This is a genomic window from Hyphococcus sp. (genome assembly GCF_041986965.1).
In the GTDB taxonomy this organism is placed as follows: domain Bacteria; phylum Pseudomonadota; class Alphaproteobacteria; order Caulobacterales; family Parvularculaceae; genus Hyphococcus.
Genome location: NZ_JBHIXB010000001.1, coordinates 1087890 through 1102332 on the forward strand (window position 1 = coordinate 1087890; position 14443 = coordinate 1102332).

At 60.9% G+C, this 14443-nt stretch carries 16 protein-coding genes; 8 read left to right on the plus strand and 8 right to left on the minus strand.

The features are described from left to right. Positions 1-25 precede the first annotated feature (25 nt). Positions 26-847, minus strand: a complete 822-nt coding sequence (locus ACFC5L_RS05425) for a helix-turn-helix transcriptional regulator (protein WP_375201292.1) — start codon at positions 845-847, stop codon at positions 26-28. Between the two features lie 87 nt (positions 848-934). On the opposite strand from ACFC5L_RS05425, the gene folP reads away from it, so the two are divergent. Next, positions 935-1744: a dihydropteroate synthase gene (gene folP, locus ACFC5L_RS05430; protein ID WP_445727734.1), complete on the plus strand. Its 810-nt coding sequence runs from the start codon at positions 935-937 to the stop codon at positions 1742-1744. Between the two features lie 80 nt (positions 1745-1824). Continuing rightward, positions 1825-3192: a phosphoglucosamine mutase gene (gene glmM / locus ACFC5L_RS05435; RefSeq protein WP_375201291.1), complete on the plus strand. Its 1368-nt coding sequence runs from the start codon at positions 1825-1827 to the stop codon at positions 3190-3192. Positions 3193-3270: 78 nt separating this feature from the next. Here glmM and ACFC5L_RS05440 read toward each other — a convergent pair whose 3' ends face one another. Next, on the minus strand, positions 3271-3813 hold the full coding sequence (locus tag ACFC5L_RS05440) for a carboxymuconolactone decarboxylase family protein (RefSeq protein ID WP_375201290.1): 543 nt from the start codon (positions 3811-3813) through the stop codon (positions 3271-3273). Positions 3814-3980: 167 nt separating this feature from the next. Between ACFC5L_RS05440 and ACFC5L_RS05445 the strand changes: the two genes are divergently transcribed. Next, positions 3981-4550: a TetR/AcrR family transcriptional regulator gene (locus tag ACFC5L_RS05445; protein ID WP_375201289.1), complete on the plus strand. Its 570-nt coding sequence runs from the start codon at positions 3981-3983 to the stop codon at positions 4548-4550. Between the two features lie 76 nt (positions 4551-4626). On the opposite strand, the gene ACFC5L_RS05450 is transcribed toward ACFC5L_RS05445, so the two are convergent. Further along, positions 4627-5154, minus strand: coding sequence for a hypothetical protein (locus ACFC5L_RS05450; RefSeq protein ID WP_375201288.1), 528 nt, complete (start codon positions 5152-5154; stop codon positions 4627-4629). A gap of 193 nt (positions 5155-5347) precedes the next feature. On the opposite strand from ACFC5L_RS05450, the gene ACFC5L_RS05455 reads away from it, so the two are divergent. Next, entirely contained in the window at positions 5348-5818 is a 471-nt protein-coding gene (locus ACFC5L_RS05455) for a winged helix-turn-helix transcriptional regulator (RefSeq protein WP_375201287.1), read from the plus strand. A gap of 9 nt (positions 5819-5827) precedes the next feature. On the opposite strand, the gene ACFC5L_RS05460 is transcribed toward ACFC5L_RS05455, so the two are convergent. The 3 genes from ACFC5L_RS05460 to ACFC5L_RS05470 form a co-directional block, all read right to left on the minus strand. Continuing rightward, on the minus strand, positions 5828-6247 hold the full coding sequence (locus tag ACFC5L_RS05460; RefSeq protein ID WP_375201286.1) for an ester cyclase: 420 nt from the start codon (positions 6245-6247) through the stop codon (positions 5828-5830). Next, a complete protein-coding gene (locus tag ACFC5L_RS05465) occupies positions 6247-6699 on the minus strand; it encodes a glyoxalase superfamily protein (protein ID WP_375201285.1) in 453 nt (150 codons plus the stop codon). The genes ACFC5L_RS05460 and ACFC5L_RS05465 overlap by 1 nt, the downstream gene beginning before the upstream one ends. Positions 6700-6878: 179 nt before the next feature. Next, positions 6879-7076 carry a hypothetical protein gene (locus ACFC5L_RS05470; protein ID WP_375201284.1) on the minus strand — a complete coding sequence of 66 codons (198 nt, stop codon included), beginning with the start codon at positions 7074-7076 and terminating at the stop codon, positions 6879-6881. A gap of 127 nt (positions 7077-7203) precedes the next feature. Here ACFC5L_RS05470 and thiD point away from each other — a divergent pair, with 127 nt between their 5' ends. After that, on the plus strand, positions 7204-7995 hold the full coding sequence (gene thiD, locus ACFC5L_RS05475; RefSeq protein WP_375201283.1) for a bifunctional hydroxymethylpyrimidine kinase/phosphomethylpyrimidine kinase: 792 nt from the start codon (positions 7204-7206) through the stop codon (positions 7993-7995). A gap of 96 nt (positions 7996-8091) precedes the next feature. Further along, complete coding sequence (locus ACFC5L_RS05480; RefSeq protein ID WP_375201282.1) at positions 8092-8979, plus strand: PhzF family phenazine biosynthesis protein; 888 nt, start codon at positions 8092-8094, stop codon at positions 8977-8979. On the opposite strand, the gene ACFC5L_RS05485 is transcribed toward ACFC5L_RS05480, so the two are convergent. After that, the gene (locus tag ACFC5L_RS05485) at positions 8964-9989 is read right to left on the minus strand and encodes a DMT family transporter (protein ID WP_375201281.1); all 1026 of its coding nucleotides are present in this window, start codon (positions 9987-9989) and stop codon (positions 8964-8966) included. The two genes, ACFC5L_RS05480 and ACFC5L_RS05485, sit on opposite strands and share 16 nt — an antisense overlap. 162 nt (positions 9990-10151) lie before the next feature. Between ACFC5L_RS05485 and ACFC5L_RS05490 the strand changes: the two genes are divergently transcribed. Both ACFC5L_RS05490 and serA read left to right on the plus strand, forming a co-directional pair. Next, positions 10152-11312 (plus strand): phosphoserine transaminase, encoded by a 1161-nt coding sequence (locus ACFC5L_RS05490; RefSeq protein WP_375201280.1) that lies wholly within the window; start codon positions 10152-10154, stop codon positions 11310-11312. A 110-nt stretch (positions 11313-11422) separates the two neighbouring features. After that, the gene (gene serA / locus ACFC5L_RS05495; RefSeq protein WP_375201279.1) at positions 11423-13003 is read left to right on the plus strand and encodes a phosphoglycerate dehydrogenase; all 1581 of its coding nucleotides are present in this window, start codon (positions 11423-11425) and stop codon (positions 13001-13003) included. Positions 13004-13024: 21 nt separating this feature from the next. Here the strand turns inward: serA and ACFC5L_RS05500 are convergent, their stop codons facing one another. Further along, positions 13025-14389, minus strand: coding sequence for an amidohydrolase family protein (locus tag ACFC5L_RS05500; protein ID WP_375201278.1), 1365 nt, complete (start codon positions 14387-14389; stop codon positions 13025-13027). Positions 14390-14443 lie beyond the last annotated feature (54 nt).

Here is a 14443-nt window from a genome sequence, read left to right on the forward strand (position 1 = left end):
TTGCAAAAAGCGGACAGGACCAGACTTAAAGGAGCGCGCGCCGTTCCGCGTGAAACGCCTTCGGCGTTATGCCGATTTCCGACTGGAAAGCGTTGATCATATGGGGCTGGTCATGGAAGCCCGCGCCGGCGGCGATTTCCGCCCAGTCGGGATCGGCGGTTTTTTCCGCCGCGAGCGCCGCCGCCGTGATTTGCAAATGCCGGGCATAGGTTTTCGGCGAGCAACCCACATGATCGGTGAAACGGCGGCGTAAATTTCGTTCGCTGACGTCAAGCCGCGCAGCAATGTCGCGCAGGCGGATCTGACCCTCACTGTCGCGCAGCCATGTCGCCGCGAGCCTTTCCGGCCCCAGATTGGCGGCGGCGGCGCAGGCGAGACGGTGAAGATCGTTTTTGAGCGCGCTCAAAATATCCCGGGCGCAGGCATGTTCTCCAAGCGAAAGCGTTTGGGCGCAGGCGTCTTTCAGGCGCTTCGGCGCGCTGATGCGCTGATAGTCGGAAAACTCACCGGGAGAAATTCCGAACAGCGCGGCGGCGAGCTCAGGTTTCACCCGCCATGCAATCAACTCCTCGCGCGGCGACGGCGTGTAATGACGTCCTTTGTAGTAAGGCCCGCAGATGACCAGATCGAGTTCCTGCGCCTCACCATTTTCATGGCGCTGGCGGATCAAGGCGATGCTGGGCTCGCCATGGGGCAGAAGTCTGTGCGCCGCAGGTTCGCCCGGACGCGCAATGCTTGTCCAGGCGAGATCGAGCGCGCTGCCGGCGTCATCGGGCGCGCGCCACGCCTGATACTGTCCGAGGGCGTGGTCCGGCGCGGCGGCGGCGATGGGGGGGTCTCTCACCATTGCGCAAGTCTAGCTGAAAGCTCATAAAACATCAGTCTGCTCGCGCTGAAGTGAAGCTGTGGCGCGATATGTTGAAAGGAGTTTTCGTTGAAGGATTGGCGCATCATGGGCGTCGTGAACACGACGCCGGATTCCTTTTCCGATGGCGGGAATTTTCTCGAACCCGCCGCAGCGATCGCCCATGCGCTCAAGCTTTGCGAAGACGGCGCCGACATTCTCGATATTGGCGGGGAGTCGACGCGGCCCGGCGCTGACGACGTTCCGCTCGAGATCGAGCTGGCGCGGACACTTCCCGTCATCGAGGGGCTTCGCAAAAAAGGATGCGCCGCTGCGATCTCTATCGATACGCGCAAGCCCGATGTGGCGCGCGCCGCGATCACGGCGGGCGCATCCATCTGGAACGATGTCACCGCTTTGACCTTTGCGGCTGACAGTCTTGAAACCGCCGCATCGCTCGACTGCGATATTGTGCTGATGCATGCGCAGGGCGATCCCAAAACCATGCAGGATGCGCCGCGCTATGACGATGTCGTTGAGGATGTCTACGCCTATCTCGCGCGCCGCATGGAAGCCTGTGTCGCCGCCGGGATCAGCGAACGCCGCCTGATCGTCGATCCGGGCATTGGATTCGGCAAGACGCTGGACCACAACCTGTCGCTGCTCGCCCGCCTCGACCGTTTTGCCGATCTGGGACGGTCGGTCCTTCTTGGGGCGTCCCGCAAGCGCTTCATTGCCACCCTCGACCGGGAGGGGCCTGCGGGGGAAAGGCTCGGCGGTTCTCTCGCCGCCGTCCTCGCCGGTTTCGCTTCGGGGGCCTCCATTTTCCGGGTTCATGACGTTCCCGAAACCCGCCAGGCGCTGGCCGTCGCCGCCGCGATAAGGGCCGCAACGCCATAGAATTTCCGCATTTTCCCCGTTAAGGCATTGGCGAGCCCTTCTGTGCTAGGGTTCGTTAAGAATTGAAGGAGCGGCAGCCCATGCGGGGCGACGATCAGATGACCGGCAAGCGTGAAATTTTCGGAACGGATGGGGTGCGCGGCCTCGCCAATGACGGGGCCATGACCCCGGATAACATTCTGCGTCTCGGCATGGCGGTTGGCCGTGTCTTCAAAAACGGCGCGCACCGGCATCGCGTCGTGATCGGCAAGGATACGCGCCTCTCCGGTTATATGATCGAGCCGGCGCTGACCGCCGGTTTCGCCGCTTCGGGTATGGATGTGTTCCTTCTGGGGCCGTTGCCGACGCCGGCCATGGCGATGCTGACGCGCTCGCTTCGCGCCGATCTCGGCGTGATGATTTCCGCCTCGCATAATCCCTATCACGATAATGGCGTGAAATTTTTTGGGCCCGACGGCTTCAAGCTGTCGGATGAAACCGAAATGGAAATCGAGCGGCTCATGCGCGAAGGGCCGGACGCCGGGCGCGCCGCCTCCGCCGATCTTGGCCGCGTCAAACGCATCGACGACGCCGGCGCCCGTTACATTGAGTTTGCAAAAGCGGCTTTTCCCCGCCGCCAGTCGCTCGACGGCGTGCGCGTTGTCATCGATTGCGCCAATGGCGCCGGATATAAGGTCGCGCCCACTGTGTTGTGGGAGCTTGGCGCCGAAGTGAAATCCATCGGCGTTGAGCCCAACGGCTTTAACATCAACCACGAAGTGGGCTCGACCTCGCCGGAGAAATTGCAGAAAGCGGTGCTCGAATATCGCGCCGATATCGGCATCGCCCTCGACGGCGACGCCGACCGCGTCATCATCTGCGATGAAATGGGTCAGATCGTTGACGGCGACCAGATCCTTGCGCTGATCGCCCGCGCCTGGAAAAAAACCGGCGCCTTGAAAGGCGGCGGCCTTGTCTCAACCGTGATGGCGAATATGGGCCTCGATAAGTTTTTGGGCGGTGAGGGGCTGACGCTTGAGCGCACCAAAGTCGGCGACCGCTATGTGGTCGAGGAAATGCGCGCCAAGGGCATCAATATCGGCGGCGAGCCGTCGGGCCATGTGGTGCTCTCCGATTACGGCACCACCGGCGACGGGCTTGTGACGGCGCTTCAGGTGTTGGCGGTGGTCGCCAGCGAAGGCCGCAAGGTGAGCGACATTTGCCGCTGCTTTGCGCCGTTTCCGCAGCTTTTGAAAAATGTCCGCTTTAAAGGCGGCGATCCGCTCGAGTCGGATGCGGTCAAGAAAGCGATCAAGGCGGGCGAGGAAAAGTTAGGCAAGTCGGGCCGCCTCGTCATCCGCAAATCGGGAACCGAACCTCTGATCCGCGTCATGGGCGAAGGTGAAAACGACACCCTCGTCAAAGTCGTTGTCGACGATATTTGCGCCGCGGTTGAAGCAGCCGTCTGATCTTACGAAAAAGAAAAAGGAAGAAACGGCCGGGTGCGGGGGCGGCTCCGGCCGTTTCTCCTGGTGCGCTGGGCCGAATTACGCGGCTTTCGTGCGCACCACCGGGAAGTCGATGTCGGTCTCGGCGACATGGTTGATGTAGTTGGTGAGGATGTTGGCGACGGTGACGCCCACTGTTTCAACGATCTCGCCTTCGGAGAGGCCGGCGTTGCGGGCGGCGGCGAGATCGTCATTTGAGACGAGGCCCCGCTTTTCAACCACTGCGACGGCGAACCCCAGGATCGCGTTCAGTTTCGGATCGGCGGATTTGCCTTTGAGACGGGCGGCGATTTCCGCTTCTTCGACGTTGAGATTACGCGAAATCGCCGAGTGCGCCGAGGCGCAGTAATCACAGGCGTTTTCGCCAGCGACGGTGAGTGCAATGGCTTCGCGGGTCTTCTGGTCAAACGATCCTTTACCGAGCGCATCGTTAAAGCCGAGCGCGGCGGCGAGCACCGCCGGAGCGTTGCCCATGACGCGATAGAGATTTGGCACCATACCGACTTTCGATTTGATGGCGCTGAAAAGGGCGGACGCCTCAGCAGAGGCTTGCGTGTCGGAAAGTTGTGTCAGACGGCTCATTTGGTTTCTCCTTTTTTCCGCCCTATGGCGGCGTTGTTGTTATTGGGTTGTTATTGGCGTTTGCGCCTTCGCCTTGTGTCCCGGCGCGAAGCTTCATATGTAATTGCGGACCAAATGGTCAACAATCAATTCCGGACCGATTGGTAACAAAGGCGTGAGAGGCTGACATGGCGCGATTGCGGGAATTTGAAATCGACGAAGCGCTGGACGGCGTGATGAGCGTTTTCTGGCGCCTTGGGTTCGACGGCGCCTCCATGCAGGACATTGAGGCGGCGACCGGCCTGAACAAACAGAGCTTGTACCGCGTGTTCCCCGATAAGAGGGCCATGTATCTCGTGGCGCTGCGCCGTTACGAGGATCAGGAAATGGCGAGGGCGGCGGAGATTCTTGCCATGGAGGGAACGGCGAAGGAGCGGTTCCACAGATTGTTTGAGGGGCTCATCGCCCTGGCGGCGAAGGGAGACCGGAAGGGCTGCTTTTTATGCAATGCGGCGGGCGAGCACGGGCCGGAGGATGCGCCGGCGGCGGATTTTGTTGCGGCGGCGATGCGCCGGATGGAGAAAACATTCCGTGAGGCGTTGGAGGCGTCTGCGCCTTATGCGCGGGACAAAACCCGGCGCGACAGGAAAGCCGCCTCACTGATGGCGTCCTATTTCGGCATCAGGGTGATGACAAAAGCCAATGCGCCCCTGCGCGCCGTCAAGGCGGCGGCGTCGGACGCCGTCGAACAGATTTGATCTGCGGGTAAAAGAAAGAAAACCCGCCGGCAAGATACGCATGCCGGCGGGTTCATTTACGCCACTCAGGAAAGGGTCAGGTGACGATACGCACCTCCGCGCGGCGCGAACATTCGCGGCGGGCGATTTTGCGCAGGCGCTTGTTCGGCACGTAACGCGCCTGTGGGCCGCGGGCGTCCACTGTGCACAACAGGCGCGGACCGCGGCGCGTGCGAATGACTTCTTCCGTCAGGACGATGCGCGCGCGATAGCGCGTGTCGAACACTTCGCGGTTAACGATGCGACCCTCGCGGCCGCGATACCCATTGCGGCGGCCATAGTCATGACGATCGCGATAGCGGTCACGGCGGTGATAGTCGCGCCGGTCATAACGGTCATCATAGCGGCGATCATCGCCAAAGGTGATGGAAAAGCTGACGCCGGAATTGCGGTAGGCGCCGGCCCGGGAATACTTATCCGCGGAATAGTAATTGTAATAGTCCGCGGCGTGGCTGCGGTGGTCATGATCGTGGCTGCAATAGGCGGGTTTCGCCCATGCGGCGCCAGCGCCGAGGGCGGCCATGGCCAGCGCGCCTGCGATCAAGGGTTTCATAAACTGCTTCATCTCGCTCTCCGTGCTTGCCCCAGCCGGATGTCGATGGGCCATAGATGCAAGGGGAATGGGGCGAGAATGGCGCAATTTCCCGTCAAAAACCCGCCACATTCGCCTGAGCGGCACACATGTCCGTGAGAGCCGCGCGAGGGGGAGCAAGGCGCCCGATTGCGCTGGCCCGGCAAATCACTTTAACGATTCGGCCATGGCGTTTACCCATGACAAACCCGAGGCCCAAGACGGCGCGCCGCCGCTGGAGCATTGCGGCCTCGCTGCTGCGATCGAGCTCGTTGGCGACCGCTGGACGCTGCTTATCATCCGCTCGGCGCTTTACGGCGTGACGCGTTTTGACGAGTTGCAGACCGGCCTCGGCATGCCGCGCACCGTCCTGTCGAACCGATTGAAAAAACTGGTCGAAGGCGGCGTGTTGCGCCGGCGCGCTTATAAGGAAGCGGGCCAGCGCACCCGTCATCAATATGTGCTCACGTCGAAAGGCGTCGATCTGGCGCTGCCGCTCATGGCGCTTATGCAGTGGGGGCAGAAACACATCCTCGCCGAAGCGCAGGCCGCCGCCATCGTCAGCCGCCGCACCGGTCAGCCATTGCATCTCGGTCTGGTGGACACGGCCGGATCGACCGCGTCGCTCTCCGATGCGCAGTTCAAAAAAGCGTCCTGACTTTACGCCTCACCGCTTTGCGAGTTGTTGCATGACGCCGAGTCTGTCGGCGACCTGCCAATGTCCGGCGATTTTTCCATCTTCGAAAAAATAGATGGTGGCGCCGGACATGGCGATCGTTTTCCCCGTGGCGGGAAAGCCCGCAATGTCGCCTTGATGCGTTGCTTTCCAGTCCCAGAAGATCGCGACGTCATTACCATTTTCAAAGCAATGAAGAATCGTGAAGCGCTGATCGGGAAACGGCGCACGCGAAACCCTTATGCGGTCGGTTAGCCCCGCCGCATCAAGGGTTTTCCCGTTCCAAGGGTCGCCCGGATCGTGACGGATTTCATAGGCGGGCGCCAGGAAACCGCCGATCGCGTCAAGGTCGTCCTGGTTCCAGACTGTTTCGATAAAACGGCGCAGCGTGTCGCTGTTGGAGGCGCTCATCAGAGCGCCTCCATGACGAGTTGCGGCGCGCCGTCGGAGGTTTTCTCCGCCGTAAGACCTTCCGCGTTGATCGTGACCGAAACGCGGCTGCGATAGGCGGAAAAACTGTCGAAGGTCACGACATCCACCGGCTCGTCAAACTTCAAAACAACGCGCAGGCGATCGGGCGGCATGGACCGGATGGCGATAATCTCGCCCTTGAAGGGTTGACCGAGATAACGGCCTTTAACGCGCGAGCCGAGTTGAAACCGTTTGATCGGCGGACGATTGCCGATGGCGGCGTGAAGCGTGTTCCAGTCGCGATAGCCGTGTTGTTTGGCGACCAGCTCAAGGCTTTCGCTATGCGTGATGAAATCGCCGTCTTCATCAAGTCCGGCGCGCAGGCGTTTCGCCTGTTGTTTGAGCGCGTCAATCGACGGCAAGTTGGGTGACGGCAATGGGGTATTCGTCATGGCAGACCTCGTCTTTCGCCATGCGGAACTGTCAGATGGGGGCTCGCATTGCCATCAGTCCGCGTGGCTCGAAAGCGTGGCTGACCAGTGTCTCGTCGAAGGACTTCACCAAAGCTTATCGCTCGCGAGCGGCAGGGGCCTTCACCCGGCGCGGGAGATAGGCCTGGCTGGCGCGGCTGTCAATCCGTCTTCCGCCGCGTTTGACGTCCGCCAGAGGCGATCATGGCGGCGATCAGCATCAAAAAGACGCCGAACCCGAAAACAAGCCAGGCCGCGGCCGGCTCTGCGCCGATCATGAAGGCAAGGTCCGGAAATAGCTGAAGCCCGAGCGCGGCAAGGCAGCAGACTAGCCCGGTCCAGATAAGGCTGTTGGTCATGAAATCCCCGTCTCTATCCGAAGGCACCCCAGCCCGAAGACGAAAGAGCGGATATTGCGCAATTCAGGCGCATGTTTGAAAACCCTGGGGCTTTCGTGTGTTACTTAAGGCGGAAGAAAGGACGCATATGAAAGGCCGCGTGCTCATCATTGCAGGCTCCGACCCGTCGGGCGGCGCCGGCATCCAGGCCGACATCAAGACGGTGACAGCGCTGGGCGGCTATGCGGCGACGGCGATCACCGCGCTGACCGTGCAGAACACCAAAGGCGTTTCCGCGGTTCATCCAGCGGCGCCGGAGGTCATCGCTGCGCAGATCGAGGCGGTGATGTCAGACATCGGCGCTGACGTGATCAAGATCGGCATGATCGGCGACCGGGAAACGGCGGCGGTGATTGAGACCGCCCTGAAAAAATACAATGACATTCCCGTCGTGCTCGACCCCGTTCTTGTCGCGACCAGCGGCGACGCGCTCGCGAAAGACGGCGTCGCTGCGTTCATTCGGGACCGTCTCACGCCGCTTGCCGCGATCATCACTCCGAATATGGATGAAGCGGCGGCGCTGACAGGAAGGGACATTACGGATCGCGACAGCGCCATCGCCGCGGGCGAGGCGCTCGTTGCGCTCGGCGCCAAGGCCGCGCTCGTCAAAGGCGGTCACATGCGCGGCGAGACCGTGGAGGACGCCCTCGTCTCCGCCGAAGGCGCGCGGATCTATTCCAATCCCCGTCTTGAAACGACGTCGACCCATGGCACGGGGTGCACGCTTGCGTCGGCGATTGCGACGGGGCTCGCGCAAGGTATGGCGCTGCAAACGGCGGTGAAGCGGGCTGTCGATTATGTGCACAAGGCGATTGCGACAGCGCCGGGCTATGGCGGCGGTCATGGCCCGCTTAATCACGCGCATCCTTGTGAGAACTAGACGGCGCAAGCGCGCCTATCACGACTTGAAGAAATTCTGGCTTGCCTCATGGGCGCGCCGGTAGGATAGGCGAACGAAAGACTAAGGAGATCGCCCATGCCCGCTTATGACTTCGTGACGCTCGATGTTTTCACGGACAAAAAATTCACCGGCAATCAGCTTGCGGTGCTGATGGATGCGCGCGGGCTTTCAACAGATGAGATGCTGACCATCACCCGTGAGTTTAATCTCTCGGAAACGACTTTTGTGCTGCCGCCGGAAGACCCTGACAACACGGCGCGCGTGCGCATCTTCACGCTTGGCTATGAAATGCCCTTCGCCGGCCACCCCACAGTGGGCACAGCGATCGCCATCGCCCGGGCGCGCGGGCTTAAAGGCGACATCCGGCTGGAGCTCAACACCGGCGTCTTTCCCGTGAATGTGGAAGCGTCGGAGGAAGGCGGCTTTGCAGCGTTTCAAAATCCGAATCTGCCCACAGAAACGGCGGCGGCGCCTTCTATCGAAAAGCTTGCGGCCGCGCTTTCTTTGCCTCTCGATGCGCTCGATCAGGGCGCCGGGAAACCGCGCCGCTGCGGCGCCGGCGTCGATTACATCTATGTGAAAGCGACGCTGGACGCGGTGAAGCAGGCCAAAGTGAACAGCGCGCATTGGGAAGCGCTTGAAATTGATCAAGTCGTCGGCGTTCTTCTCTACGCTGAAGGAGGAGAGGCCGCTGACGCGTCTTATCATGCACGGATGTTCGCGCCGAACGCCGGCATTCCGGAAGACCCGGCGACGGGAAGCGCCGCGGCCGGGTTCCCGGCGCAAATCATCCGCAGCGAGACGATTTCGGATGGCGTTCATCGCTGGGTGATCGAGCAGGGCTTTGAAATGGGCCGCCCGAGCCGGATCATCGCCACGGTCGCGGTGGAGAAGGGCGCCGTCCAGTCCGTCCGCATCGGCGGCGACGCGGTTTTCATGCAGGCAGGTCAGATTTTCGTCTGACCTTTCGCATCCATCCGGTCGATCATGGGCTCAAGCTCCCCGGCGAGGCCGTCGCCTGTCTCAACGGCGCCTTTATGCTTTCTGCTGAATGGCGAGCGCTGGCTGACGGCGACGCCCGTGAGAATGATGGCGAGTGCGATCAGCACATTCCAGTCGAGCCGTTCGTGATACATGACGGCGCCGAGCCCCACGGCCCAGAGCGGGGTGATGTAATTGGAAAGCGCCATAAAGCCGGCGCCCGCGCGCCGGATCAGCATGATGATGAGCACGCCGTTAATCCCGGTCGGGAAAACGCCGAGAAAGACAATGCTGAGGAGGCTGGCGGCGCTCCATTCGTCCTGTTTGAGATCGGTGAACACCAGTGCGGGAATAGCCATAACCGCCGCGACAATCAGCATGCCTGACGCGAAAACGCGCGGACGGATCGGCGGCGCGCGGCGTGAAAGGACGGCGGAAACGCCGTAAAGAAAGGTCGCGAGGAGAAGCCCCGCCTGGGCGAGGAAACTCGAGGTCATGACGCCTTTCAGCGCTTCCGGTCCCATCAGGATCAGAACGCCGATGAAACCGAGGGCAAAGCCGCCGACTTTTCGTGCTGTGAGATTCTCCCCGGCAAAAAAGTAAGCCAGCCCCACCGTCCAGATCGGCATGAACGCCATATAGACGCCGGCGAGCCCGCTCTCCACATGCTGTTGCGCCCAGGGAAAAAGATAGAACGGCAAGACATTGCCGCTCGCGCCGACGGCGATCATCCAGATCCATGACCGGCGAATGCGCCAGTTATTCCCGCTACGGATGAAAAAGGGCGGCAGGCGTCGCCCGGCCGCGCGCATGAGAAGGTAAACCAGGATCGCGGCCACCCAGAGCCGTCCGGCGGCCACGACGGACGGCGGCGCGGTCTCTACGGCTTTGCGAATGAACGCAAAAGACGAACCGCCAAAAGCGACGATCAGCGCGAGCAGCGCCCAATCGAACAGCGTCGCCTCCGCCGGAATGATGTGTTTGCGGGCCATTAACCTCCGCGCTATCGGCGAGGGGCTTTTCGCGCAAGGGAGAAAATCTCTTCCCCGTGCAAAATTTTATCATTTGACGGCGGCGGTCTATCCGTGCGAAGGCGGGCGTGGGCCACGCCTCCCCAACGGGGCGCGCGCCATCTGGAAGGATGGAGTAAAAACATGCCAGAAACCACGCCAGCGGTGCGTCCTGCGCGCCCGCATTTTTCGTCCGGACCTTGCGCCAAGCGCCCCGGATGGTCTCCCCAAAATTTCAGCACCGATACGCTCGGCCGCTCGCACCGGTCGAAAGTCGGCAAGGCGCGCCTTAAAGAGGCGATCGACCGCACCCGCGCGTTGCTCGGCGTGCCTGATGATTATCGCATCGGCATCGTGCCGGCGTCCGACACCGGCGCCGTCGAGATGGCCATGTGGTCCATGCTGGGCGCGCGTCCCGTGGATATGCTCGCCTGGGAAAGTTTCGGCGAAGGCTGGATCACCGATGCAGTGAAACAGCTCAAACTCGATGCGACGATCTTGAAGGCGCCTTATGGCGAGATCGCTGATCTTTCGGCGGTCGATCCGTCCCATGACATCGTGTTCACCTGGAACGGCACCACCTCGGGCGTCAGAGCGCCGAACGCCGACTGGATTTCAGCGGATCGCGAAGGGATCGTCATTTGCGATGCGACCTCTGCGATTTTCGCGCAAGCGCTCGACTGGCCAAAGCTCGATGTCGTCACTTATTCCTGGCAGAAAGTGCTGGGCGGCGAAGGCGCGCATGGCGTCCTCATCCTCAGCCCGCGCGCCGTTGAACGCCTTGAAAGTTACACCCCCGCCTGGCCCATGCCGAAACTTTTCCGCATGGTGAAGGGCGGCAAGCTCAATGAAAGCATCTTCGAAGGCGCGACCATCAATACGCCCTCCATGCTCTGCGTTGAGGACTATATCGACGCCCTGACCTGGGCGGAAAATCTTGGCGGTCTTGAGGCGCTGCACGCCCGCGCCGACGCCAACGCCGCCGCCCTTCATGACTGGGCCGAAAGCGCGCCGTGGATTGACTATCTCTGCGCCAATCCCGGCATCCGCTCAAACACCTCCGTGTGTTTGAAGATTGTCGATCCGGACATCACAAAACTCGATGACGCCGGACAGCGCGCTTTCGTCAAGTCCATGGAAAAACATCTTGAGGAAAAGGGCGCCGCTTACGACATTGGCGGCTATCGCGACGCGCCGCCGGGCCTTCGCATCTGGTGCGGCGCCACCGTTGAAACGGCGGATGTCAAAGCGCTCGGTCCCTGGCTCGACTGGGCCTTCGCCGAAGCCAAATCCTCCCTGAGTTAATTGTCATCCCGGAAAGTGCGGAAGCGCTTATCCGGGATCTCGCCTCACAATTTCATAGATCCCGGCTCTTCGCTCCGCTGCGGCCGGGATGACACCGAAGGAAAAATTTCATGCCTAAAGTTCTCGTTTCCGACAAGCTGAGCGAAACCGCCGTCAATATTTTCAGGGAGCGCGGCGTTGAAGTCGATTTCGAACCGTCGCTCGGCAAGGACAAGGAAAAGCTCCTGTCCGTGATCGGCCAGTATGACGGTCTCGCCGTGCGCTCCGCCACCAAGGCGACGGCGGCGGTCATCGAAGCCGGCAAAAACCTGAAAGTCATCGGCCGCGCCGGCATCGGCGTCGATAATATCGACATCCCCGCGGCGACCGCGGCGGGCGTCGTTGTGATGAATACGCCTTATGGCAACGCCATCACGACCGCAGAGCACGCTATCGCCATGATGTTCTCGCTCGTGCGCTCGATCCCGCAGGCGAGCGCATCGACCCATCTTGGCAAGTGGGAAAAGTCCGCTTTCATGGGCACCGAAGTGTTCGGCAAGACGCTCGGCGTCATTGGTTGCGGCAATATCGGCTCCATTGTCGCCGATCGCGCCGTGGGCCTCAAAATGCGCGTCGTCGCGTTCGACCCGTTTCTCACCGAAGAACGCGCCATCGAGCTCGGCGTGAGCAAAGTGGAGCTGGATGAATTGTTGTCGCGCGCCGACATTGTCACGCTGCACACGCCGTTGACCGATCAGACGCGCAACATCCTGAGCCGCGACAATCTCGCGAAGCTCAAAAAAGGCGCCTATGTGGTGAACTGCGCGCGCGGCGGTCTTGTTGATGAAGAGGCGCTGAAAGACCTTCTCGATGCGGGTCATCTTTCCGGCGCCGCGCTTGATGTGTTTGCGACAGAGCCGGCGACGGAGCACCCGCTTTTCGGTCATCCCAAAGTCATCGCGACCCCCCATCTCGGCGCTTCGACGACAGAGGCCCAGGAAAATGTGGCGATCCAGGTCGCCGAACAAATGGCCGACTACCTTACGCGCGGCGCCGTTTCCAACGCCCTCAACTCGCCGTCGGTGACGGCGGAGGAAGCGCCGCGTCTCAAACCCTATATTGCGCTGGCGGAAAAGCTCGGCCTGTTCGCCGGCCAGTTGACGCGCACAGGGCTTAAGCAAATCAAGGTGACGTATGAAGGCGAAGTCGCGGCTCTTAATCTGAAGCCGTTGACGGCGTCTGCGGTGGCGGGCGTTTTAAAGCCCATGCTTCAGGATGTGAATATCGTTAATGCTCCCGTGATTGCGCGCGAACGGGGCGTCACGATTTCAGAGACGACCTGTGAAGACGCCGAATCATATGACAGCATCATTCGCTTGGAGATCACCACGGAACAACAGACGCGCACCGTCTCCGGCACGATCTTCGGCGGCGCGCCGCGCATTGTCGAAATCAAGGGCGTTGAGATGGAGGCGTCTTTCGCGCCGCACATGCTCTACACCACTAATGAGGACAAGCCGGGCTTTATCGGCGCCCTTGGCAAGACGCTGGGCGAGGCCGGGGTCAATATCGCGACCTTCAATCTCGGCCGCGCCGGGCCGGGCGAGGGCGCCATCGCGCTCGTGGCGGTGGACGATCCGATCAGCGACGAGGTGCTCGAAAAGGTCCGTGCGCTGCCTCATGTGACCCAGGCGACGGCGCTGTCATTCTGACAGCGCCAAAGCCCGTTATGTCTATTCGACGTCGGGTTCCCTGCATTGATCGAGTATGGCGTTGAGACGGGGGCGGTCGAACCATTCGCCACTCTTTATTACGCCAACGACCGAAGTTGTCGCGCTGATATTTTCAAGCGGATTATCGGATAGAAAAACGAGATCCGCCTTCGCATCTTTTGCAATTACACCTTCGGCGCCGGTTTTCCCTGCCCAGCGGGCAGGATTAACAGTCGCAGTCTGCAGCGCCTCAAAAGGCGTCATCCCGCTTTTAACCATCAGCATCAATTCCTGATGCGTGGAAAAGCCCGGCGCCACAAGCCCCACAGCGTCTGTTCCGAGCAGCAGCGGGATGCCGGCGTCATTAAGTTGACGCGTCAACGTGCGGTGTTGCGCCGACTGCTCGTTCAACCCTTTGATCTGTGTAGCGTAATTTTCGCCAAAGGACTGGCGGAAAAAGTTTCTCTCGGCCGCCATGTTTCGGCGCCAGTAGGCTGAGACATAAGACGTTTCCGGCGCATTATAGAGCGCCGCCAGCGAATCGTCGTCCAGATATTCTGCGATTGTTTCAAAAACGATAAGTGTTGGCGTTACATATGCACCGCTTGCTTTCAGAGCATTCAAAAATGCCGGTGCATCGGAAAAATCCTTGTCTTCGCCCAACATCTTCACGAGTTCTTCAGCGTGTTCGATGGAGCCAAGCCGTGCATTTTCCACATCGCTTTTTCCTTGCTGAATATGTCCGGCCACAGGGATGCCCAGTGCGACGGCTGTTTCAATGACAGCGTCATAGGCTGGTTGGGGCAACTGATTGTGGACCTTGATGAGATCGTATCCGGCCGCGACCTGCGCGCGAACGACGGCTTCGGCTTCTGCGGCGGTGGTGACCTTGGGGCCGAAGGAGTCCGGCAATGTTGAATGAAGCGACGGTCCGGCAAGGAGCAGTTCAGGGCCGGTTAGCAATCCACTTCGCAGTTCTTCGCGCAGCTCTAGGTCGCCCGGCGTCCCGCGCATATTGCGCACTTTAGTAACCCCATTGGGCAGATAGAGGCATAGATCGTGCGCCTTGCCGTCACGGCTCGGGTCGCCATCCCAGGGAAGGATAAGGCCCAGATGGGCATGCATGTCCGCAAGGCCGGGAATGAGATAACCATTCTCACCGTCAATGACCTTTGCTGCGCGCGCTGTCGCTGCCGGGCGCCCATTCAGGATGGCGGCGATATGGCCGTCGCGAATGAGGACGGTGCGTCCCGTCAGGACTGTCTCTTCTGTCATGGGAATGACGTTGACGTTCTTGATAGCGATATCGGCTGGCGGCGCGATTTGCGTGGCGCAGGCGCTGGCCAAGAGCGTCGCGGCGGCGACGAGAAGGCGATGGATGGTCATGGGTCTCTCCCGGTTTGGCGTCGGGTGAGACTTCTGACTGTCCTGTGTGCGCGC

Bases quoted from the DNA above. Each gene is read 5' to 3' on its own strand.
- ACFC5L_RS05425 (WP_375201292.1), bottom strand. From the start codon at position 847: ATGGTGAGAGACCCCCCCATCGCCGCCGCCGCGCCGGACCACGCCCTC.
- glmM (WP_375201291.1), top strand. From the start codon at position 1,825: ATGCGGGGCGACGATCAGATGACCGGCAAGCGTGAAATTTTCGGAACG.
- ACFC5L_RS05440 (WP_375201290.1), bottom strand. From the start codon at position 3,813: ATGAGCCGTCTGACACAACTTTCCGACACGCAAGCCTCTGCTGAGGCG.
- ACFC5L_RS05445 (WP_375201289.1), top strand. From the start codon at position 3,981: ATGGCGCGATTGCGGGAATTTGAAATCGACGAAGCGCTGGACGGCGTG.
- ACFC5L_RS05450 (WP_375201288.1), bottom strand. From the start codon at position 5,154: ATGAAGCAGTTTATGAAACCCTTGATCGCAGGCGCGCTGGCCATGGCC.
- ACFC5L_RS05455 (WP_375201287.1), top strand. From the start codon at position 5,348: ATGGCGTTTACCCATGACAAACCCGAGGCCCAAGACGGCGCGCCGCCG.
- ACFC5L_RS05460 (WP_375201286.1), bottom strand. From the start codon at position 6,247: ATGAGCGCCTCCAACAGCGACACGCTGCGCCGTTTTATCGAAACAGTC.
- ACFC5L_RS05465 (WP_375201285.1), bottom strand. From the start codon at position 6,699: ATGACGAATACCCCATTGCCGTCACCCAACTTGCCGTCGATTGACGCG.
- ACFC5L_RS05470 (WP_375201284.1), bottom strand. From the start codon at position 7,076: ATGACCAACAGCCTTATCTGGACCGGGCTAGTCTGCTGCCTTGCCGCG.
- thiD (WP_375201283.1), top strand. From the start codon at position 7,204: ATGAAAGGCCGCGTGCTCATCATTGCAGGCTCCGACCCGTCGGGCGGC.
- ACFC5L_RS05480 (WP_375201282.1), top strand. From the start codon at position 8,092: ATGCCCGCTTATGACTTCGTGACGCTCGATGTTTTCACGGACAAAAAA.
- ACFC5L_RS05485 (WP_375201281.1), bottom strand. From the start codon at position 9,989: ATGGCCCGCAAACACATCATTCCGGCGGAGGCGACGCTGTTCGATTGG.
- ACFC5L_RS05490 (WP_375201280.1), top strand. From the start codon at position 10,152: ATGCCAGAAACCACGCCAGCGGTGCGTCCTGCGCGCCCGCATTTTTCG.
- serA (WP_375201279.1), top strand. From the start codon at position 11,423: ATGCCTAAAGTTCTCGTTTCCGACAAGCTGAGCGAAACCGCCGTCAAT.
- ACFC5L_RS05500 (WP_375201278.1), bottom strand. From the start codon at position 14,389: ATGACCATCCATCGCCTTCTCGTCGCCGCCGCGACGCTCTTGGCCAGC.